At 40.6% G+C, this 19,959-nt stretch carries 12 protein-coding genes; 11 read left to right on the forward strand and 1 reads right to left on the reverse strand.

Annotated features, from left to right (window positions below):
- Positions 1 to 181 precede the first annotated feature (181 nt).
- The 10 genes from QPX86_RS03805 (at position 182) to QPX86_RS03850 (ending at position 15,466) form a co-directional block, all read left to right on the forward strand.
- On the forward strand, positions 182 to 925 hold the full coding sequence (locus tag QPX86_RS03805) for a spermidine synthase (protein WP_285164257.1): 744 nt from the start codon (positions 182 to 184) through the stop codon (positions 923 to 925).
- Positions 926 to 1,208: 283 nt separating this feature from the next.
- Positions 1,209 to 1,778, forward strand: coding sequence for an alkyl hydroperoxide reductase subunit C (gene ahpC / locus QPX86_RS03810; protein ID WP_153912646.1), 570 nt, complete (start codon positions 1,209 to 1,211; stop codon positions 1,776 to 1,778).
- Positions 1,779 to 1,966: 188 nt separating this feature from the next.
- Positions 1,967 to 3,556 carry an alkyl hydroperoxide reductase subunit F gene (ahpF, locus tag QPX86_RS03815; RefSeq protein ID WP_285164259.1) on the forward strand — a complete coding sequence of 530 codons (1,590 nt, stop codon included), beginning with the start codon at positions 1,967 to 1,969 and terminating at the stop codon, positions 3,554 to 3,556.
- Positions 3,557 to 3,832: 276 nt separating this feature from the next.
- Positions 3,833 to 4,945, forward strand: coding sequence for a GGDEF domain-containing protein (locus QPX86_RS03820; RefSeq protein ID WP_285164260.1), 1,113 nt, complete (start codon positions 3,833 to 3,835; stop codon positions 4,943 to 4,945).
- Between the two features lie 189 nt (positions 4,946 to 5,134).
- Complete coding sequence (locus tag QPX86_RS03825; protein WP_220752644.1) at positions 5,135 to 6,754, forward strand: methyl-accepting chemotaxis protein; 1,620 nt, start codon at positions 5,135 to 5,137, stop codon at positions 6,752 to 6,754.
- A gap of 407 nt (positions 6,755 to 7,161) precedes the next feature.
- Positions 7,162 to 10,836, forward strand: coding sequence for an ATP-binding protein (locus QPX86_RS03830; protein ID WP_285164262.1), 3,675 nt, complete (start codon positions 7,162 to 7,164; stop codon positions 10,834 to 10,836).
- 92 nt (positions 10,837 to 10,928) lie between these two features.
- Positions 10,929 to 11,543: a condensin complex protein MksE gene (locus QPX86_RS03835; RefSeq protein WP_220752725.1), complete on the forward strand. Its 615-nt coding sequence runs from the start codon at positions 10,929 to 10,931 to the stop codon at positions 11,541 to 11,543.
- Positions 11,540 to 12,760 carry a phosphoenolpyruvate carboxylase gene (locus tag QPX86_RS03840; RefSeq protein ID WP_220752642.1) on the forward strand — a complete coding sequence of 407 codons (1,221 nt, stop codon included), beginning with the start codon at positions 11,540 to 11,542 and terminating at the stop codon, positions 12,758 to 12,760. Before QPX86_RS03835 ends, QPX86_RS03840 begins: the two co-directional genes overlap by 4 nt.
- Positions 12,761 to 13,368: 608 nt before the next feature.
- Positions 13,369 to 14,613 carry a dicarboxylate/amino acid:cation symporter gene (locus tag QPX86_RS03845; RefSeq protein WP_220752641.1) on the forward strand — a complete coding sequence of 415 codons (1,245 nt, stop codon included), beginning with the start codon at positions 13,369 to 13,371 and terminating at the stop codon, positions 14,611 to 14,613.
- Positions 14,614 to 14,710: 97 nt separating this feature from the next.
- Complete coding sequence (locus tag QPX86_RS03850) at positions 14,711 to 15,466, forward strand: thioredoxin family protein (protein WP_285164267.1); 756 nt, start codon at positions 14,711 to 14,713, stop codon at positions 15,464 to 15,466.
- A gap of 489 nt (positions 15,467 to 15,955) precedes the next feature.
- On the opposite strand, the gene QPX86_RS03855 is transcribed toward QPX86_RS03850, so the two are convergent.
- Positions 15,956 to 16,948: a class 1 fructose-bisphosphatase gene (locus QPX86_RS03855; protein ID WP_220752639.1), complete on the reverse strand. Its 993-nt coding sequence runs from the start codon at positions 16,946 to 16,948 to the stop codon at positions 15,956 to 15,958.
- 500 nt (positions 16,949 to 17,448) lie between these two features.
- Here QPX86_RS03855 and QPX86_RS03860 point away from each other — a divergent pair, with 500 nt between their 5' ends.
- A complete protein-coding gene (locus QPX86_RS03860) occupies positions 17,449 to 19,725 on the forward strand; it encodes a S9 family peptidase (RefSeq protein ID WP_285164271.1) in 2,277 nt (758 codons plus the stop codon).
- Positions 19,726 to 19,959: the final 234 nt, after the last annotated feature.

Genomic DNA, 19,959 nt, shown 5'->3' on the forward strand with positions numbered 1-19,959 from the left:
ATTAAATAGGCCCGCTCAAACTGGCATGATGGTTAGCCTGTTTGGGCGATTTTTTGTTTAAAGTAGCATGATTTGCAGCTCACTAGTGTGAGTTATTCATTATCCTGTAAACTAGCCAGCCAAATTTCATTCATCTATCTATGATTACGTTCGACAAAGATGAATAAGCAGAGCTAAGCAAATGTCAGATTATCAGCAGTTACACCATGTCAGTGACGATATTGGTCCTATTTTCGTATTAGAAGATAACGAGTTTAGGATTTTGTCATTTGGTGATAATGACGAGCAAAGTAAAATCCTCAAAGCTCAGCCTCATGTTCCCCAACATACGTATATTCAAGCAATGCTAGCAGTGCTGCTATTTTCTAAACCTAAAAGTGCGATCATTTTAGGCTTAGGCGGTGGTGGCTTAGTGCACGCTCTGCGCCGTTATGATGCAGCTATTAAGTTGACCGCGGTTGAGCTTCGAAAAGATGTTATTGAAATATCTAAACGTTACTTTCAACTGCCGATAGGGAAAAAACTCAATATCGTGCATCAAGATGGTGGAGATTTTCTTGCTAATGCTGAGCACAAAAGAGTAGATGTTATTTTTGCGGATATGTACATAGAGCAAGGCGTTGACGAAAAACAACTGACCACAGAGTTTATTGAAAACTGCCACAAAGGGTTAAAAGCTGATGGCTTTTTAGTGCTTAATTGCTGGAAGGAGCACAGCAAAAGTGAGCTCCTAAAGCAAACGCTATCTCAGCACTTTGCAAATGTATACGCAACACTTACAGGAGGCGGTAATTGGGTGATTTACGCAAGTAAGCAGCCTCAGTCATTTAGCGCCGCAACGAATAAACAACACTTACAACAGCTATCCCAGCAGTTAGATTACTCAGTTTCACGATCTTTAACTCGATTCACTCAATGGGAATAACAATACCGATTTTACGAGGACTTCAGGCTTTAACAGTAGTTCTCTGTTAAGTATTTAGTGGTAGCAGCATGGCTTACCTTCTTTGTTGTCTATTACCAAAGCTTAAAACAGACTATGTGTTATCGGAAAATTCGATAGTATTTCATTATTCAAAATAAACTTTCTAAAAAACCGATTAGGGTGATAGTTTTTACCCGTTATATTTAATTCTAAGTTATCGCTATTATCTATTCCATCAAACGGATACAGCTAAACACTTAATTAAATATATCGGAGTAACACAATGACTCAATCAATTATCAATTCTACAATCAAGCCATTCTCAGCAACTGCATTTCACAATGGCGAATTTGTACCTGTGACTGAGCAAGACCTTTTAGGCAAATGGTCAGTGGTATTCTTTTACCCAGCTGATTTCACTTTTGTTTGTCCAACTGAATTAGGCGATATGGCTGACCATTACGCTAAGCTTCAAGAAATGGGCGTTGAAGTTTACTCAGTATCAACTGACACTCACTTCACTCACAAAGCATGGCATGCAAGTTCAGACACTATCGGTAAAATTAACTACCCAATGATTGGTGACCCAACTGGCGCAATCACTCGTAATTTCGGTGTGATGATTGAGGAAGACGGTCTAGCACTTCGCGGTACATTCGTAATGAACCCAGAAGGTGAAGTTAAAGTTGCTGAAATTCATGACCTAGGTATTGGTCGTAGCGCATCTGAGCTAGTACGTAAAATTCAAGCAGCTCAGTACGTTGCATCTCATGACGGCGAAGTATGTCCAGCAGCATGGCAGCCAGGTGAAGAAACACTTGCTCCATCAATTGACTTAGTTGGTAAAATCTAACAAAAGATTCATGGCTCATTCATCTCATCATCGTGAGTGAGCCATATTCAATAGATTCACCAAAATTGTTTCAAATCATCTCCAATCAACCTTAGACCTCCCTCTGGTTTTACTCGATTCATCACCGAGTTTAACTCTCTAAGGTTGATATTTTTTTGCTCAATCATTTATTTTCTAGGAGCACACCTATGTTAGATACGAATATTAAAAATCAACTGAACACCTATCTGCAAAACCTCAAGCGCCCAGTTGAACTTGTCGTGTCAGCAGATGAAAGTGCCAAATCTCAAGAGTTATTATCGCTTGCAAAAGATGTTGAAGGATTATCAACGCTAGTCAGCCTTAAGCAGCAAACGTCGGCCAGAACGCCGTCGATGAGTATTCTAAATCCGCAAAATGGCTCAAACATTACCTTTGCAGGTTTACCAATGGGGCACGAATTTACTTCTCTAGTGCTTGCATTACTTCACTCTGGTGGTCACCCGATTAAATTAGCTGACGAAGTCATCGAACAAATTAAATCACTGCCGGGTGAGTTCCATTTCGAAACTTACGTTTCGCTTAGCTGCCAAACCTGTCCTGAAGTGGTTCAGGCATTAAATATGATGGCAGCGATTAATCCAAATATTACTAACGTGATGATTGACGGTGCGTTATTTCAAGATGAAGTGAATGACCGCAATATCATGTCAGTTCCTAGCGTATACATGAATGGTGAACCGTTCTCTGTTGGGGCTATCAGTGTTGTTGAAATTTTAAATAAGCTCGATATTAATGCTGTGGCTAGAAAAGCCGAGCAAATCAACAACAAAGAAGCTTTTGATGTACTTGTCGTAGGCGGCGGCCCAGCGGGTGCATCTGCAGCAATTTATGCAGCACGTAAAGGACTTAGAACTGGTATTGTTGCTGATAAGTTTGGTGGTCAAGTCGCTGAAACCGTTGGGATTGAAAACTTTATTTCAGTATCAAAAACTGAAGGGCCAAAACTTGTGGCCAATTTAGAAGCCCACGTTAAAGACTATGATGTTGATATCATGGATAACCAGCGGGCCTTGTCATTAAAAGATGGCGGCCTATTTGAATTGGAACTTGAAAGCGGTGCTAAATTATCAAGTAAAACAGTATTACTGGCTACAGGTGCACGCTGGCGTGAAATGAATGTTCCTGGTGAGCAAGAATATCGTGGCAGCGGTGTTGCCTATTGCCCACATTGTGATGGTCCTTTATTTAAAGGAAAGCGAGTTGCTGTCATCGGTGGTGGTAATTCAGGTATCGAGGCGGCTATTGATTTAGCAAACATTGTAGAGCATGTAACGGTACTAGAATTTGATACTACATTACGTGCAGACGAAGTATTACAGCGTAAGGCACACTCAATGGGTAATATTGATATTATTACCCAAGCTATGACCACTGAAGTGGTGGGTGACGGTAAACGTGTCACTGGACTTAGATACACTGATCGTAAAACGAATGAATCTCATGATGTTGAACTTGCAGGTATATTTGTTCAAATAGGTTTAGTACCAAACACTGAATGGTTAACAGATACTGTTGAGTTAACTGGCCGCGGTGAAATTATTGTCGATGCCAAAGGTCAAACGTCAATTCCAGGTGTGTTTGCTGCAGGAGATGTCACTAATTCAGCTTATAAGCAAATTATAATCGCGATGGGAAGCGGTGCAACGGCTTCATTAGGCGCATTTGATTACTTAATTCGTCATAGCGAAACTGAGCAACTAACTGAGACTACTTCTGCGCAGGTTGTTGCAGCTTAAAGTTAAAGGGCTGCTTAGCCAAGTAAATTGAAGGTGAACCTCAAATCATCTAGCAGTTAACCTATATATTTAGTTCGAATACTCAGCATGTATATTCTGCAAATATAAAGCCTAGGTTAGCTGCTTTTTTATTTTCAATTTTAAAAGTGACTCAGCTAAATCAAAAGTCGGATTTCAAAATAGTTGTAAGCTGAGTGAATTAAACTCACTTTTCATGTCACAATTCGTTAAATAATCGTTATAATCAATAGATAACAGTTCAACTAAAAGCGCTAAATGCTCAAGCCGACTCCAACATTTGAACACCAATTACATATTGAAACACAGCAATACCTTGCCAAAGGGTGTCGTTGGATAAGTATATTGAGTTTTGTTTTAGGATTAGTGACATTTTTCGCCAAATTATACAATAACCCCAATCAAGATTTGATGTTTACTACGCTCAGTATTTTGCCGTTAGTTGGTGTCTCTTTTTATGGCTCAGTACATAACTTCTTACAAGCAGAAAAACCTGATGTTGGAAACTTCAACCGTTACTACAGATACATTTTTGCTCTAGTCCTATGCTGGTTGACGGTTTGTAATATGCTGGTTATGCAAGGGATTGCGGCTGAAAATCGAGTCGAAGCGATACTACACTTATTAATCTTTTCACTGTCTGTGGCCTTATTTCCAAAACGCGGTATTTTACTGTTATCTGTTTTTTTTATGGCAAGTTATATGGCTATTTTGAGGTTTTTTTACTCAGAAGAGTTATTTTTCCCTGTTGTAAAGATGCTTTGCTTTGCAGGTGTGGTTATTTCCGGTCAACAAGTAATGGAGAAGTGGTTCCGTAAAGCCGTTTTTAAAGATGTCGAGAATCAGCGATTACTTGAAGAACTCAATCAACTTGCGTTAACTGATGGGCTTACCAAAATGAGTAATCGACGCTACTTCGATATGATGCTGAAAAAAGAAATTCAACATTCAGAGCGAACAGCTCAACCAATGTCGATTATTCTCATGGACATAGATTACTTTAAAAAACTTAACGACCACTTAGGGCATCAACGGGGTGATGAGTGCTTAGTCGAATTGGCTAAATTACTAAAGGGCCTGATTAAAAGACCAAGAGATGTATGTGCCCGTTATGGTGGTGAAGAGTTTATTGTTTTGCTGCCAGAAACTGATATTGCTGGCGCGGTTAATGTGGCACATAAGATTAAAATCAAGTTAAACCAATTAGGATTTAAACACCCGGACTCGCTTGCTAGTGAGTTTGTCACCGTATCTCAAGGTGTCTCGCAATGGCGTAAAGGAATGACAGTTGAGCAATTAGTGAAACAAGCTGATGATAAACTGTATGAGGTTAAAGCAAAAAGCAGAAATAATATTGCTTTCGCACTTTAGTTCTTCGTTATATAGCCGATATACAAATTGTAACGTATTTAGGTTAATGCCTGATTAAAAGGATTTACGCGTTTCTCTCAACAAACAGCGCAATACACCATCTTAATTTTACTTAAAGTCGATGCTGTTAAAAATATACGTGTATTAAAGGTCTCGTTTTCCTTTTTTGAATGCTTTTGGGGGCAATAAATGAATTGGTTCAGCAATATGTCTATTTTTAAGAAGATCGGACTGATATTCGTATTATCAGTGATCATTTTTGCGGTTAACTTAACCATCAGTATCGTATCAATTAATAAAAACAACGATACGATGACCTTCATGCAGGACAAGGTTTCTCAACGTGTTGAGCTAGCAAACCAAAATGTGATTTATGTACAGCGTCTTGATGAACTTTATACGCAAGCGGTATCGTTTGCTGATGAAGACCTAATCGAAAATGCCAATAAAACATTTGAGTCATTAAAGAAAAACCTTAATAGCTTATCGGGGATTGACAGCGAGCAGTCAGCCAATCTATCGACGCTTAATCGCGAACTAAGCGAATACAACGATATTACCTACGATCTTGCCAAAGGTATGATTGATAACAGTCTTGATATGAGCAAGATTGGCGAGATTATCACGAGTAAAACTCAAGTTTACGACAAGTTAATGATCGGCGTTCAACGCTACCAAACCGACAAAGTCGCCGAATTTAATAATACCATTCAAGAGTCTGTAAGCCGCGCTGAAAGCAGTTTAGTGCTGACATTATCGATTGGATTAGTGCTGTTATTACTCATGGCAATTGCGACCATTTCTATTGCTAAATCATTAAGTGGCTCTGCAGGCCACCTTGCTAATTCCTTGGGCGAGCTGGCTGATGGTAAAGGTGATTTACGTCATCAGCTCGATGTCACAGGTCGTGATGAGCTGGGCCAAGTATCAACTAACTTTAATCGTTTTTTACGTCTTCTTGCTGATGCTATTCAGCAAGTGGTGAGTGTGACGGCGCCGTTATTACAAAGTGCAGAATCATTAAAAGAACGCATGGGTATTGCCACACAAGCGACTGAAAAACAAAGCTTGGACGCTAAAGCTGTGCAGCATTCAATGGAAGAAATGGGTTTATCAGTTAATGAAATTTCCCAAAGTGCCCAACAAGCTGCAGAAGCAGCCGACAGCGCGGAGCAAGAAGCTACCAACGGTTTAGCTGTGGTTGCAAGCACAATTAATATTTCTCAAGAATTGAATGCTGAAATTGAAGTAGCGTCTGAATCGATCAATGAACTTGCTAAAGATACTGAAAGTGTTAATTCTATTTTGAATGTCATCACCTCCATTGCTGAGCAAACTAACTTACTTGCATTAAATGCCGCAATTGAAGCTGCACGGGCAGGAGAACAAGGTCGAGGTTTTGCGGTTGTTGCTGACGAAGTGAGAGCACTTGCATCAAAAACAGCTGACGCGACAAAAGAAATTAGAGAAGTGTTATCGCGCTTAAAAGTGGCGGCTGAGTCTTCGGTTAGCACCATGGATGTGGCAATTGGTAAAGCGTCAGATAACGAAAAACATGCCCGCGAAACAGGGGATGTACTTAAGTCTATTCAAGAGCAAATCGTTAATATTAATACCATGAACACCCACATTGCTGCGGCGACTGAGCAGCAATCCGCAGTTGCTGCACAGGTGAGTAATAACGTAGTAGAAATGAATGCTTCATTTGTACAAACCTTAGATATTTTGGCAGAAGTGCAAGATGTATCTGATGGGTTACTCGATTTTTCTGATGAACTGCAAAATGCCACTTCGCAATTCAAGCTATAAGTTAGCTTAAGCTAAAAACTCACTCAGTCAATATTGGGTTCTAACTAAAAGTCAGCTCGAGTTAATAGCTATTTGGCCTTGTATAAAACCACCTTAGGGTGGTTTTTTTATGGCTGTTTTTAATTCAACAATAAATGAATCTGAATTGATATTTGGTGTCTAGTAACGCTTAAAGTTATTAAAAACTTTCCCTAAGCTTTATCAACTGCTGCTTTGTTAAGCGGTTCTTTTCACTGTGTTAGCGTATTATCTCAAACTATATAAACAGTGAAATTGCTTCATTCATCGCTTTGATTTAACTTATTACCCGTAACTAAAAATAATCAATAAAAAGCCATAAGAAAATAGCTCATACCAAACGTGTATTACCGTTTTGGCTTTCGCAGACAGTGCGTAAAAGGATCCCAATGCCAAGCTTGATAAGAATCGTGTTAATTAATACCCATCTTCCGGGTGTCGTTGAACTGCAACTCGATGGACATACCAATATTTGTGGCACCAATGCCTCAGGTAAAACAACACTTCAACGTCTTGTTCCTGTTTTTTATGGCGAGTACCCAAGTCGGGTTGTACCTTCAACACGTGATAGTTTTGAGCGTTGGTATCTTCCCCATGATTCAAGCTACATCATTTACGAATATAAAAAGAGTGATGGCAAATTATATCAAGCGGTAATGGCGTCAGCTGGAGATGGCAAAGGGGTAAATTACCGCTTTATTGCTAAAGGTTTTGATCTTGATGATTACGTAAAAACACGTAATGGCGACACAATTATTTGTCATACCATGGCGGAGCTTGGCCGTGAAATGAAACGCGCCCAAGTCATTCACACCAATTTATTAAATACTCGCGAGTACCGCGCCATTATTCAACATGATCGTAGCTTACTCACCACAGGCGGCAATAAAGGCGAACTGCGCACTTATGGGCATCAATTCTCATTATGTGATAGCGAATACTCACTACGTCATATTGAAAAACTCGCTAAAGCGGTGCATTCCAAAGAAGGAAAGATGGAAACAGTAAAATCGATGGTGGCGGCGATTTTAGAAGAAGATGGCGTTAATCCACCGACTTCTCGTTTAAACCCTCAACGGGTTGAGAGTTGGATCCGTGAAAGCCAGTTAGTACAAGGTTTTGAACAAATTCGCCCAGAGTTTGAAAAGCTAGAGCAAGAGTTTAATCAATTACTCAGTGCTGAACTTCGTTTAGGCAGTTTAGCCAAAGGTTATCGCGCGGATGAAACCTTTGAGGCTGAAAGACAAGAGTTAAGTCAAAACGAGTCTAAAGACGCCAGCTTACAACTGCGCATGTTAGATGAAGAGTGGAAAGAAGCCCGCGATGAAATCAGCCAAGAGCTATCGTTTGCTCAAGGTGATACACGTAAATTTGAAGCTGATTTAGATGCTATTGAAGATCAATATGAAGGCTTTTTAAATTCAAATATCGAACAAGCCAAAGCAGATTTAGATAGCCTAGATAACTGGCGTAGTGACTTAGAGAATTTAACCGAACGCCACAAACTGCAAACTGAGAAACATCAGGATATTGAAGCAGCTTACAGCACACGCCGAAGTAAAATTGCTGAGCAGTTGCACCGAGAACTTGAATCGCTCCACGAAGAGCAAGATGAACTGCGTGAAAACCGAGATGTACAACGTGAAGCATCAGCAGATGACTTAGCCAAATTAGAACATTTGTGGCGTGAGAAAACCGATGCAGGCAAAGCGACATTTGCTGAGCAAGAGTATCAACTTAAATTAACTCGCGGTGAGCTAAGCCACCAAGTGGATGGCGTAACTTATACCGAGGAAGAGAAAACCACATTAGCGATTTTTGATGAGCGCATTAGCCGCGCAGATGAAGAGCAAGAAGTCTGCAATCAAAAAGTCGATCGCTTATCAATTGATGAACGTAAACTCCGTGCTAAGCGTGACCAAGTAAGTGAAGCGCTGCGCATTGCCAGTGTACGCGTTAACGAACGCTTGAGTGACGTAGATGATGTAAAAGGCATCTTATTCCCACAATCCCATACTTTGCTGGAGTTTCTTCGTAAAGAGTCTCCTGGCTGGGAGCAAAGTTTTGGTAAGGTGATTGCGCCAGAATTACTCCATCGCACTGACTTACACCCTAATGTTGCTGGCAATAGTGATGATGCTTTATTTGGCATCGGTCTTGATTTAAAAGCGATTGATGTCCCTGATTACGCTGCTTCAGAGCAGGACTTGCGTTTGCGCCTAACTAAAGCGGAAGAAGCGTTAGCCCAAGCTGAAGAGTTAAAAGCTGAGCACGAAGATCAACTGGTTGCGATTAATGATGAGCTAGATAATCTCAATAAAGAGCTGACTTTCGCGCGTACGGCTTATAAAAATAGTCGTGAAGATGTACGCCGTTTATTTGATGAAAAGCGCAGTACACAAAATCAAATAAATCAAGCGCTAGCAGACAGAAAAGCCCATGCGGGTAAACGCCTAGTGCAACTTGAAACTGAGTTAAAGCAACAACACAATCATCACCTCGAATGGTTGAGTGAGCAAAAAGAGCAAGCCCTTGAAGCGAGAATGGAGAAGAATGCTTATTGGCAAGATGTGGTTGGCGCGCTTGATAATCAATTAGGGCAAATAAAAGCCAATATAGAAACACGTCGCAGTAATGCTAAGCAAGAACAAAAAGCGTGTGACACTTGGTATAAAAATGAGCTTAAATCCCGTGGTGTTGATGAAGCGGCTATTGTTGCGCTTAAAGGCAAAATTCGAGAATTAGAAACTCAAATCAGTAATGCTGAAAAACGTCGCAGTGACGTATTACGTTATGATCATTGGTATCAAAATGCTTGGCTTATTACTAAGCCTAAGCTGCAAACTGACTTATCAAAGGTTAAGCAAGCTGCGCTTGAATTAGAGCAACAACTTGCAAATAAAACCGCCGATGTTAAGCAACGTAAACTGGTACTTGAAACAAAGAAGAAAGCATCTGATGCAGCACAAGTTGATGCCTCAGAAAATCTCACCAAATTACGTGCAGTAATGCGTAAACTGGCAGAGCTTAAATTACCAAAAAGCAAAGATGAAGCCGACGGTAGTATTGGCGAGCGTTTACGCCAAGGTGAAGAGCTACTTTTACAGCGTGATTATTTGCTGGGTTCTGTAAAGCAGTATGTTGAACACTTTGACTCGGTCATCGCTAGCAAGTCTGGTTCAAGTTTAGCTGAGTTTTGGGAGCGTGCTCGTGATGAGTCAAGCTTTACCAATGACAAAGGCATCCGCTTATTAGATTATCGCAAGCTTGTGCCGCAACTTGAGCAATTATTAAATGTCATGGTGCCGCAATCGTTAATGGCGATTCGCGAGCAAGGACGGATTTTCGGTATTGATTTGACTGCTTACTATGACGTACTAGCCGATATCGATCGCCGTATTGCTTCACAAAGTGCGCGCATTACCCGTGAAGTAGGTGAGGAGTTATTCCTCGATGGTGTTTCTGAATCAGCCGTCAGAATTCGTTCGCGGATCAGTGAGCTTGAGTTCTGGCCTGAGCTTGAAGTGTTTGTAAAAGCCTTTAAACAGTGGAAAGCAGATGGCTTTAGCCAATTACCTGATGAGCATTACACCTCAAGCATGCGACGGGCCTTAGATATTATTGGCCGTTCAGCATTATCCGGTGGCATTGCTAAGTTATTGGAAATTGAACTGCGTCTAAAAGAAGGTAATAGCGATTTGATTATTCGTACCGATAGACAACTTAATGAGTCGTCAAGTCATGGTATGGCTTACTTAATTTTGTGTAAGTTCTTATTGGCATTTACCCGTTTATTACGTGGAAAAGCTGATGTGACTATTCATTGGCCTATTGATGAGTTAGGCACCTTGCACCACACCAATGTGAAGAAGATTTTTGATGCCTGTGTGAATAACAATATTAGTGTATTGGGCGCATTCCCGAACCCTGAATCAGAAGTACTTAACCTGTTTGCTAACCGCTACATCATTAATAAGCAAACCCGTAAACTGCAAGTGGTAAAACCTAAGAGTAACCCTTTGGCTGAACGCTTAAGTCAACGTGCTACTAAGGAGGCAATCTAATGTCTGAATCAAACCAAACAGCCTTCTCTTCAGGTACTAAAGCATCTTCTGAATTTAGTTCGTCTTCTGAAACTACATTAGTGGGCACAGGCATGCTTATCGAGCAGTTACTTCGAGGTGAGTTTATTTGCCGCACGACCAATGAAGATGGTTGGCGTGCACTTAAAAACAGTCAAACATTTGAGAAAGTTGAGCAATATCTTAATCAAATCAATCGTACAATTTCGTCAGCAGCGGAAGGCGATGTGTTCTTTTGCGGATACCTGCAGTTAGGCGAGCAAGAAAAGAAAGTTATTTCGAGCCAGTTTAAAGATATTTGCTCGGCATTAATTCCGCTAGTGGAATGGCTTGTGCTGGTGCAAGAAAGCAGTGGTCAAGATGCCCCTTTAAGTGAAGGAGCGCCAATTCGCTTAACTGAGCTGCAAGCCCGAATAGAAGATACGCCCGCTTTTATGGAGCAATTGGCTAAACTTAGTCAGTATCGCTTATTTGGATCAACCAGTAGCAATGTCGATAATCAGATTAAGCTAGTCTTTAAGCGTTTGGTTGAACTGGGGTACTTAGTAAAACCGAATAGCGAAAAACAAATTTACATCGCCACAGGTAAGCTTGATTACTTATATGAAGTGATTCGCTTTATCGATGAGACAGAAGGCTTAAGTCTTGAAGCGCAAGCAGAAACGGCCACTCAAAGGGATTTAGTATGAGTAATAATTTACATCAAGCCGGGGTTAAGTTGCTCAAGCAGCTTAGTCGTCATGCTGATGTGGTTATGGATGCCTATCTAGCAGGATCGGTAAATGAGCTGACTCATGATGCTGCAGTGATTGAGAAACTTAAAAAAAGTGGCATCTTATGGCGACCTGAGCCCGATGAAGAGCTACGCCTAAAACGATCTGTTCGAGCCTTACTTGAAGAGGCCTTGAGTGATGAGCGTAATCGTCAGATTGATGCCAATGTTGGTTCGGCGTTTAGCACTATTAAAACCTTGGCTGATCATTATAAAGAAGCCCGCCATAATATTGATTATGGCGCAGCTGAAGCTTACTTGGCTGATTTAAGTGAGCATGTTTATAGCTTTACCGATAGCCTACGTTATTCCATTAGGGTGTTGTGGAGCAGGATCAATAATGAATTTGGTTACGTGGGCAGTATTAGCGCTAAAATTCGCGAGAATGAGTTAGCGCAAAGCCAAGTTTCTGAGTTATTAAACGGACTGGAAATGTTCCAGTTTAGCGAGTTAAGTGAAATCGCTGGTGATATTCGCGAACTCAGAAGATTGCTTGTGACCAGTTTGCAAGAAACGTTGAGCCAATGCACTCAAGAGATCAGTGCTGTGCAGGGCAGGTTACTTGAATTACTGGGTCGCTTTAGACAAATTCAAGGCCGAACGAGATTGCTAAAAGGTTTCTTACTGCACACTGATTTACATCCAGATTACCAGCCTGATAATCATGTAGCTCATAAGTATGTGCCTAACCTGTTCAATTGCGCTGAAGCCATAATCAAACCTGCTAGTGTTGATGTGAGTAACAGTGAACATGAGCTGATTTTACTGGATACGGTATCGAAAATTAAAGCCATTAGTCGCGATCTGCTGCCAGCAAAAGTACGTGAGCAAAATGTTGAAATGACTATGAGCGAGGTTGAAGACTTTGATATACCGGACAACCCACTCAAATTAGCGGTTGATCAGTACTTCTGTGAAGTAATAGATTCTGGCGTGCGTCAATCTGCATTGGAGTACTTGCAAGCGAATAAACTGGATTGGGCGGCTGAAAACTGGCTATATCAAGTGATTGGTGGCTATGAAGGCCTGCCTGATGAGCATAAAGCTTATTTTGAATTAGAACCGATTGGTGAGCCAGATCCTGTCTATAATGGTAACTTTATGATCCATGATGTGGAGCTTTGGTTAGCTTAAACAAGTTCGAGTTAGCTACATTAGAGTCATTCGATATCAAATAAAAAAGCAGCTGAGTTAATTCAGCTGCTTTTTTATTGGCTTCAATCCTTAGGTTTATTTTCAAAAAGCAGATTTAAAGCGCGATCTAGCTAGATAGGAATGTGATTGAAGAATATGGATGTAACGGTAACGCTGAATGTTGTTGCGACTCAGTTGTGCTTGTTGAGTGATATTGTAACGTCTAGATTAAATTGATTTAGCCATATATGTTACTCGAATAGTTTTGACTGGTATCAAGCTGAAATATTGTTCATTGAATTAGATAAATTCACTGCTATAAGTTTTTTGATTGGTATATTTATCTGTTATGAGGATGTGTTTTAGCTTTCAAAGCTAGGTTTGGAGAGTTAAAGTTATATTTCAAGGGTAAGTTGTTTAAAATCAGCTAGTTAAGGTTAGCTGTAAATATCCCCTTTCAAAGTGACTGGCAACTTATTGATCTCTAACATTGAAATATGTTGCATCTTGTTTCAGTATCCTTGTCGTTAAAAATAATTAAAACAAATTTTTTGTCGTTTTTAAGCGTATGCTTTCTGAAGTCGGCTTGAACTAGGAATACAACAATCATGACTAAATCATTATCAACTCGAATTTTTATCGGGTTATTCTTAGGGGTGCTACTGGGTAGCATTGTTCAATTTGCGCTAAATGACGTGGCGTTCTTTTCGGGTACTTTGGTTGAAGCCGCCTCCGGCATAGGCAAAATGTTCGTCAATATGATCATGATGCTAGTGGTGCCGTTAGTATTTGTCAGTATTGTTTGTGGTGTGTGCGAACTTCAAGATTTAAAAAGCTTTGGTCGTCTAGGTGGAAAAACATTTAGCTTTTACATTATCAACACTTTAGTCGCTATGACTGCCGCTTTCGCTGTTGCAATGCTGATTGAGCCAGGTAAAGGCGTCGACATGTCTAGCAATGTTGATGTTGCAATTACCGCGACTGAATTGCCTAACTTAATGACTTTAATCGTTAATATCGTGCCGAATAATCCATTCTCTGCCTTTACTTCAGGCAATATGCTGCAAGTGATTTTCATGGCGTTATTACTTGGTGGTGTGATTAAGTCATTAGGTGAAGTGGCTAAGGGAGCGGTTAAAGGTTTTCAAACTGCTAATGTGATTATGATGCGCCTTATTACAGTGGTCATGAGTCTTGCGCCAATCGGTGTATTCGCCCTGATGTTTAAATTAGGTGCCACTTTAGAGCCTGAAATCTTCTTCAGTGTTGTGCAGTATCTGCTGCTGATCCTTGGTTTGTTATTAGTGTGGATTTTTGTGGTTTACCCATATGCAGTCAGCTTCTTTACTCAAGTGACTGCCAAGCAGTTCCGTGAAAAAACCCGCGAGCAAATCTTGTTCTCGCTTTCAACTGCCAGTTCAAATGCCACGATTCCGGTCACTATGCGAACCTTAACTGACAAGCTTGGTGTTAATCGTGCCGTAGCTGGTTTTGGTGTTCCGCTTGGTGCAACGATGAATATGGGCGGCGTATCGATTTATATTACTATCGCGATTTTCTTTGTGGCGAATGCCTTTGGTATGCCAATCAGTGGTGAGCAAATCCCAGCATTATTGTTCAGTGTGTTTTTACTGTCAGTGGGCGCTGGTGGCGTTCCAGGTGGCGGGATGGTAATGATTGGTGTGCTTATCCATCAGATGGGCTTACCTGTTGAAGCCTTTGCGATTGTGGCTGCTCTTGACCGTATCATTGATATGGTACTGACTTCATGTAACGTAGTGGGTGATACCGCGGTATTAACTATCGTTGATCAAACTGAGAAGCCGCATCAATTAGATGCTGAAAAAGCATAAACTTTATAAACAACTGAAAAGAGGTCTGCATTTGCAGGCCTTTTTTTGTTTATGCTGATAAGGTAAATCAGTATCACTGACCAAAAGGGAGCGTTAAGTGAGATTAGCAATTGGAATATTATTAATACCATTGATGTTATTGATGGGCTGTCAGACAACAGAGCACCACGTTGAAGCATTGCCTCAATATACTTTTATCGCACACGATAATAATCTGCAAAGAGTTGAGTTAGCTCAATCAAAGGCTTTAGAGCAAGGAAAGTTATTGTTAGTCGTGATGGGGGCACAGTGGTGTCATGACAGCAGAGGTCTGGCGGGTAACTTTTCAGACCAAACAATGCAGCCAATTTTAACTTCGCGTTTTGAAACCGTATTCGTCGATGTGGCATATTTTGACGATATGCATAGCTTACCGCAAAAGTATGGTTATCCCGCTTACTTTGGCACACCGACTGTGATGGTTATTGAACCGAAAACGGGGAAGTTGCTTAATGAAGTCAATTTATCAAAATGGCAAAGTGCTGACAGTGTTCCGTTAGATGAATATATTGAGTTTTTCTCAACCATCGGCACTCAGCCTGTTGAATCATTACCAACATCACCGCAACTAGATGAGTTCATTGATGCTAATGTGGCCCACTTAAAGCAAGGTTTTGATTATCTACGTCCAATATGGGCTGCGGTGCGTAACGGGACTGAAACTGACTCTAAGCAGCTTCAACAGGTTGCGACTGAGATTTGGCAATATCGCACTCAATTACAAAAAGATATTCTAGCGATGAAGTTAGTGTTAGTGGCTGAGCCGGAAGCCACACTGGCATTGCCTGAATATACTGAATTTAGCTGGCAATAAATTAATGGAAACAATTAGTCCATAATTGCGAGCTTTTGTTTTATTTTGGCTAAATCATCTAGTATGGCATTGATGGCTATGTGTATGGGTAGCAAAGCCATTAAAGGTAAAGCATGTCTAAATAAATCAGATTTCATTATGTATTCGAATGTTTGGGTATATTCTGGAGGCAGAGCATAAGAGCTGTATATATAGAATAAAAGGTTCGAAACTATATAAAAATAAGCGGTATTGAATAGTAGGTTAATGCGCTTTTTAGGTGAAGAAAAATCCATATTCTGATCGCCTTGTTATAAATAATATTCAGTTGCAAATGCTTTTGTCGATTATTAATCAACCTTTTTAGAGATTAATGTTTGAGTATGTATATTTGAAGGCGTTAAGGAAGAAAATCGTTGCTGAGTTGCAATTTGATACACTTTCAACAAGTAAAAAAGTCAGTAAATTAATTTACTGACTTTTTGTATAAAATGATTTGGGTGCTACAGATTAATCTATATTAGGCTCATTGCTGTAATCAAGTCCATGATAGCTCAAGCAAGTATCAACTTCATTGGCACTACCTAAGATGACCGCTACACGCTGGTGAATCGCTTCTGGTTCAATGTCTAAGATATCGCCATAGCCTGTTGAAGCTTTGCCACCGGCTTGTTCTACCAACAAAGCCATTGGATTAGCTTCATACATTAAGCGTAGTTTGTATGGCTTCTCAGGGTTCTTGTTGTCAGTAGGGTACATAAAGATACCGCCACGACATAATACGCGATGAACATCGCCAACCATTGCCGCAATCCAACGCATGTTGAATGACTTTTCGCGAGTGCCGATTTTACCTAGCAATAAATCGCTAATGTAAGTTTGCATCGGCGCTTCCCAAAAGCGCTGGTTTGACATATTAATAGCAAATTCAGCGGTGTCTTTGCTGATGCTAACCGATTCATCAGTCAGTAAAAACTCATTAGTCTCTGGATCGAGTGTGTATAGCTGAGTACCTTGACCAGTTGTCAGTGCCATCATGGTTGATGGACCATAAAGTACGTAACCTGCGGCAACTTGTTTGCGGCCATTTTGTAAAAAGCTGCTTTCAGTAAACTCACCGCCTTGTGCTGGCAATACTGAGAAAATCGTGCCGACTAATGAGTTAATATCAATGTTTGATGAGCCATCTAATGGATCAAAACAAACTAGGTATTCACCTTGCTTATTAACTTCAACAACATAGTCTTCTTCTTCAGAGGCTAACCCGCGTACATTACCTTCGGCTTTAAGCGCATCTTTAAGCATGTCGTTAGTGATAACGTCGAGCTTCTTTTGGGTTTCACCTTGTACATTTTCTTGTTCTGTTGCGCCCAAAACACCCGCTAAAGCGCCATGGCGAACTGCTTGGCTGATTTCTTTTGAGCAATCAGCCAAACTTAAAATCAGTTGAGAAAGTGAAGCTGATACAGCTTGATTTGTAAGGGTTTGTGTCAAAGTTTGCATGCTTGTTCCTAAGACAATAGAGGTTAAGGTCGGTAACCAGTGGTTAATGTTCTAATTTATTGGCATAGATAATACCTTAGATCGGCTTTCATTACAGCGTGAAACAGCTGCACTTTATATGACTTCGGACTGATTTGTTATAAACTCAGGCGAAAATAAGCTTTCTCGTAGGCATCAGGGCCTGTTTATCTTTCAAGGTTGTTTTTGCTGCGAATTGTTGGCCACTTTAGCAAGATAGAGGTTTTGCTGTGTAGTTATTCTACATAAAAAACCTATAGCGCAGTTGAAAGTGGCCAACAAACGCAGCCCAAAGGGTTCGGTTAAAAACGTTTTACTCTGTGTTGCGCAAATTTAGCTTAGATTGCTAGGCTGCAATCCGCCCGCCTTGATTAAAACGCTTTTATCTCGAACAAAAGCTTACCTACAAAGATAAACAGGCCCTTGGTTAATAAATAATTAAAACAACGAAAATTTGCCTCGATTTACTGCAAGGAATAACAATGATTAATAATTGGAAGTCAGTGGCGATGTCTGCTGTTTCAGCGATTCCGCTAGTATTTGCTAGCTCACTTGTTTCACCTCACGTTATGGCCACTACAATGAAAATGACAGGTAATTCAACACCGCTCACCATTGAACGTATTCATGCATCACCAGCACTTGCTGGTTCAAGTCCTCGTGGTCTCAAGTTATCACCTGACGGCAGTCGCGTAACTTATCTTTCTAGTCGTGAAGATAACCAGCATTTTTATGATTTGTGGCAAATGGATATCAAAACATCAAAACGCAGCATGCTGTTAAATGCTGATGATTTAGCATCGGGTGAATTGTCAGACGAAGAGAAAGCTCGCCGCGAACGTCAACGTATTTATGGTCAAGGGATCATGGAATACTTTTGGGCTGAAAACAGTCAAGCGTTATTAATCCCTGCCGCTGGCAAACTGTATTATTTTACGCTTGCGGATAATAAAACGATTGAGCTAGATACTGGCGAAGGTTTTGTCACTGATGCGCGTTTATCGCCAAACGGGAACTTTGTTTCATTTGTCCGTGAGCAAAACATTTATGTATTAGCTTTAGATTCATCGACACTGACGCAATTGACTTTTGACGGTAAAGGGCCAATTAAAAATGGTATGGCTGAGTTTGTTGCCCAAGAAGAAATGGGCCGCATGACTGGTTACTGGTGGTCACCAGATGAGTCTTCAATTGCTTTTACTCGTATTGATGAGTCAGGTGTAGAGCTAGTGACTCGTAATGAGATTTATGCCGACGGAATTAAGCTAACTGAGCAACGCTACCCTTATGCTGGCAAAACTAATGTCGAGATAGAACTGGGAGTAATCAAGCTTGCAAAAGGCAATAACAAACAAACAGTTTCTTGGATTGATTTAGGCAAAGAGAAAGACATTTATTTACCTCGAGTTAAATGGCTACCAGACAGTCAGCATTTATCTTTTCAGTGGCAAAGCCGCGATCAGCAATCCCTCGATTTACGCATTGCTGATGTGAGTGATAGTGACAAGGCTAAAACTATTGTCGCCGAGCGCAGCAAAGCGTGGATAAATTTAAATGATGACTTACAGTTTTTAAAGCAGCAAGCGTCCTTTATTTGGGCATCTGAGCGTGATGGTTTTAACCACCTATATTTGTTCGATTTAAACGGCAAAGTACTTAAGCAGTTAACCCAAGGCGACTGGGTGGTGGATGCGCTTGAACTGGTAGATGAAAAAGCAGGTTGGGTTTACTTCTCTGGTCGAAAAGATAGCGTGGTTGAGCGTCATTTATACCGAGTGCCATTAGCTGGTGGTAAAATTGAGAAGTTATCATCTCGTAGTGGCATGCATTCAGCAGTGTTTGCAGATAATAAGCCTGTGTACTTAGATTATTTTAGTAGCTTAAGTCAGCCACCACAGGTGAGTTTACATGATGAAACAGGTAAACAATTAGCTTGGGTTGAACAAAACGAAGTCACTAAAAACCATCCTCTATATGACTTTGCTGGTTTGTGGGAAATGCCTGAGTTTGGCGAGCTTAAAGCTGAAGATGGCCAAGCATTACAGTATCGCTTATTTAAGCCTGTACCATTTGATGACAGTAAAAAGTATCCGGTAGTGGTACGTGTTTATGGCGGGCCGCATGCGCAATTAGTGGTTAATAGCTGGAGCGAAGCAGACTACTTTACCCAGTATTTATTGCAGCAAGGTTTTGTAGTCTTTCAGCTAGATAACCGTGGCTCTGCTCATCGTGGTACCGATTTTGAGTATGTTATTTACCAAAATATGGGCGATGCAGAAGTTAACGATCAAAAAGTCGGCGTGGACTATTTACGTAGCTTGCCTTATGTCGACGGCGATAACATAGGTATTTATGGTCACAGTTACGGTGGCTATATGGCGTTGATGACACAATTTAAAGCCCCTGACTATTTTAAAGCAGCGATATCTGGAGCACCGGTTACCGATTGGCGTTTATATGATACGCACTACACAGAACGTTACATGGGTCACCCTGAAAAAAATAAAAAAGGGTATGATGCTGGGAGTATTTTACCTTACGTGAAAAATTATCAATCGGGATTGATGATGTATCACGGCATGGCTGACGACAATGTACTTTTTGAAAACAGTACCCGTGTTTATAAAGCCTTGCAGGACGAAGGTAAGTTATTTCAGATGATGGATTATCCAGGTTCGAAACATTCAATGCGCGGCGAGAAGGTGAGAAATCACCTTTACAAGTCATTGGCTGCTTTCTTGGAAAATGAGTTGAAGTAATGGCGGTAGCGGTATTAATTGCCCTAAATATCATTGTTGGGGCATTGTGTTTGATGAGTTTGATTGAATTGTTTAAAACTAAGAAGCGTAAATAGCTTCTAAATAAAAATTTAATAGGCCCCAGTCTTGGTACATGAAAACTTTTCAGCTTTCTTTTGCTGAAAAGATAACCAGCCTCTAGGTTTTGAGTAAAAATAAAGGCCGCTTAGCGGCCTTTATTTTTGTCTAATTAAT

This window comes from Shewanella goraebulensis (assembly GCF_030252245.1).
Taxonomy (GTDB): Bacteria; Pseudomonadota; Gammaproteobacteria; order Enterobacterales; family Shewanellaceae; genus Shewanella; species Shewanella goraebulensis.

Coding starts and splice junctions, on each gene's coding strand:
- QPX86_RS03845 (WP_220752641.1), top strand. CDS start 13,369: ATGACTAAATCATTATCAACTCGAATTTTTATCGGGTTATTCTTAGGG.
- QPX86_RS03855 (WP_220752639.1), bottom strand. CDS start 16,948: ATGCAAACTTTGACACAAACCCTTACAAATCAAGCTGTATCAGCTTCA.
- QPX86_RS03835 (WP_220752725.1), top strand. CDS start 10,929: ATGCTTATCGAGCAGTTACTTCGAGGTGAGTTTATTTGCCGCACGACC.
- ahpC (WP_153912646.1), top strand. CDS start 1,209: ATGACTCAATCAATTATCAATTCTACAATCAAGCCATTCTCAGCAACT.
- QPX86_RS03860 (WP_285164271.1), top strand. CDS start 17,449: ATGATTAATAATTGGAAGTCAGTGGCGATGTCTGCTGTTTCAGCGATT.
- ahpF (WP_285164259.1), top strand. CDS start 1,967: ATGTTAGATACGAATATTAAAAATCAACTGAACACCTATCTGCAAAAC.
- QPX86_RS03830 (WP_285164262.1), top strand. CDS start 7,162: ATGCCAAGCTTGATAAGAATCGTGTTAATTAATACCCATCTTCCGGGT.
- QPX86_RS03825 (WP_220752644.1), top strand. CDS start 5,135: ATGAATTGGTTCAGCAATATGTCTATTTTTAAGAAGATCGGACTGATA.
- QPX86_RS03840 (WP_220752642.1), top strand. CDS start 11,540: ATGAGTAATAATTTACATCAAGCCGGGGTTAAGTTGCTCAAGCAGCTT.
- QPX86_RS03820 (WP_285164260.1), top strand. CDS start 3,833: ATGCTCAAGCCGACTCCAACATTTGAACACCAATTACATATTGAAACA.
- QPX86_RS03805 (WP_285164257.1), top strand. CDS start 182: ATGTCAGATTATCAGCAGTTACACCATGTCAGTGACGATATTGGTCCT.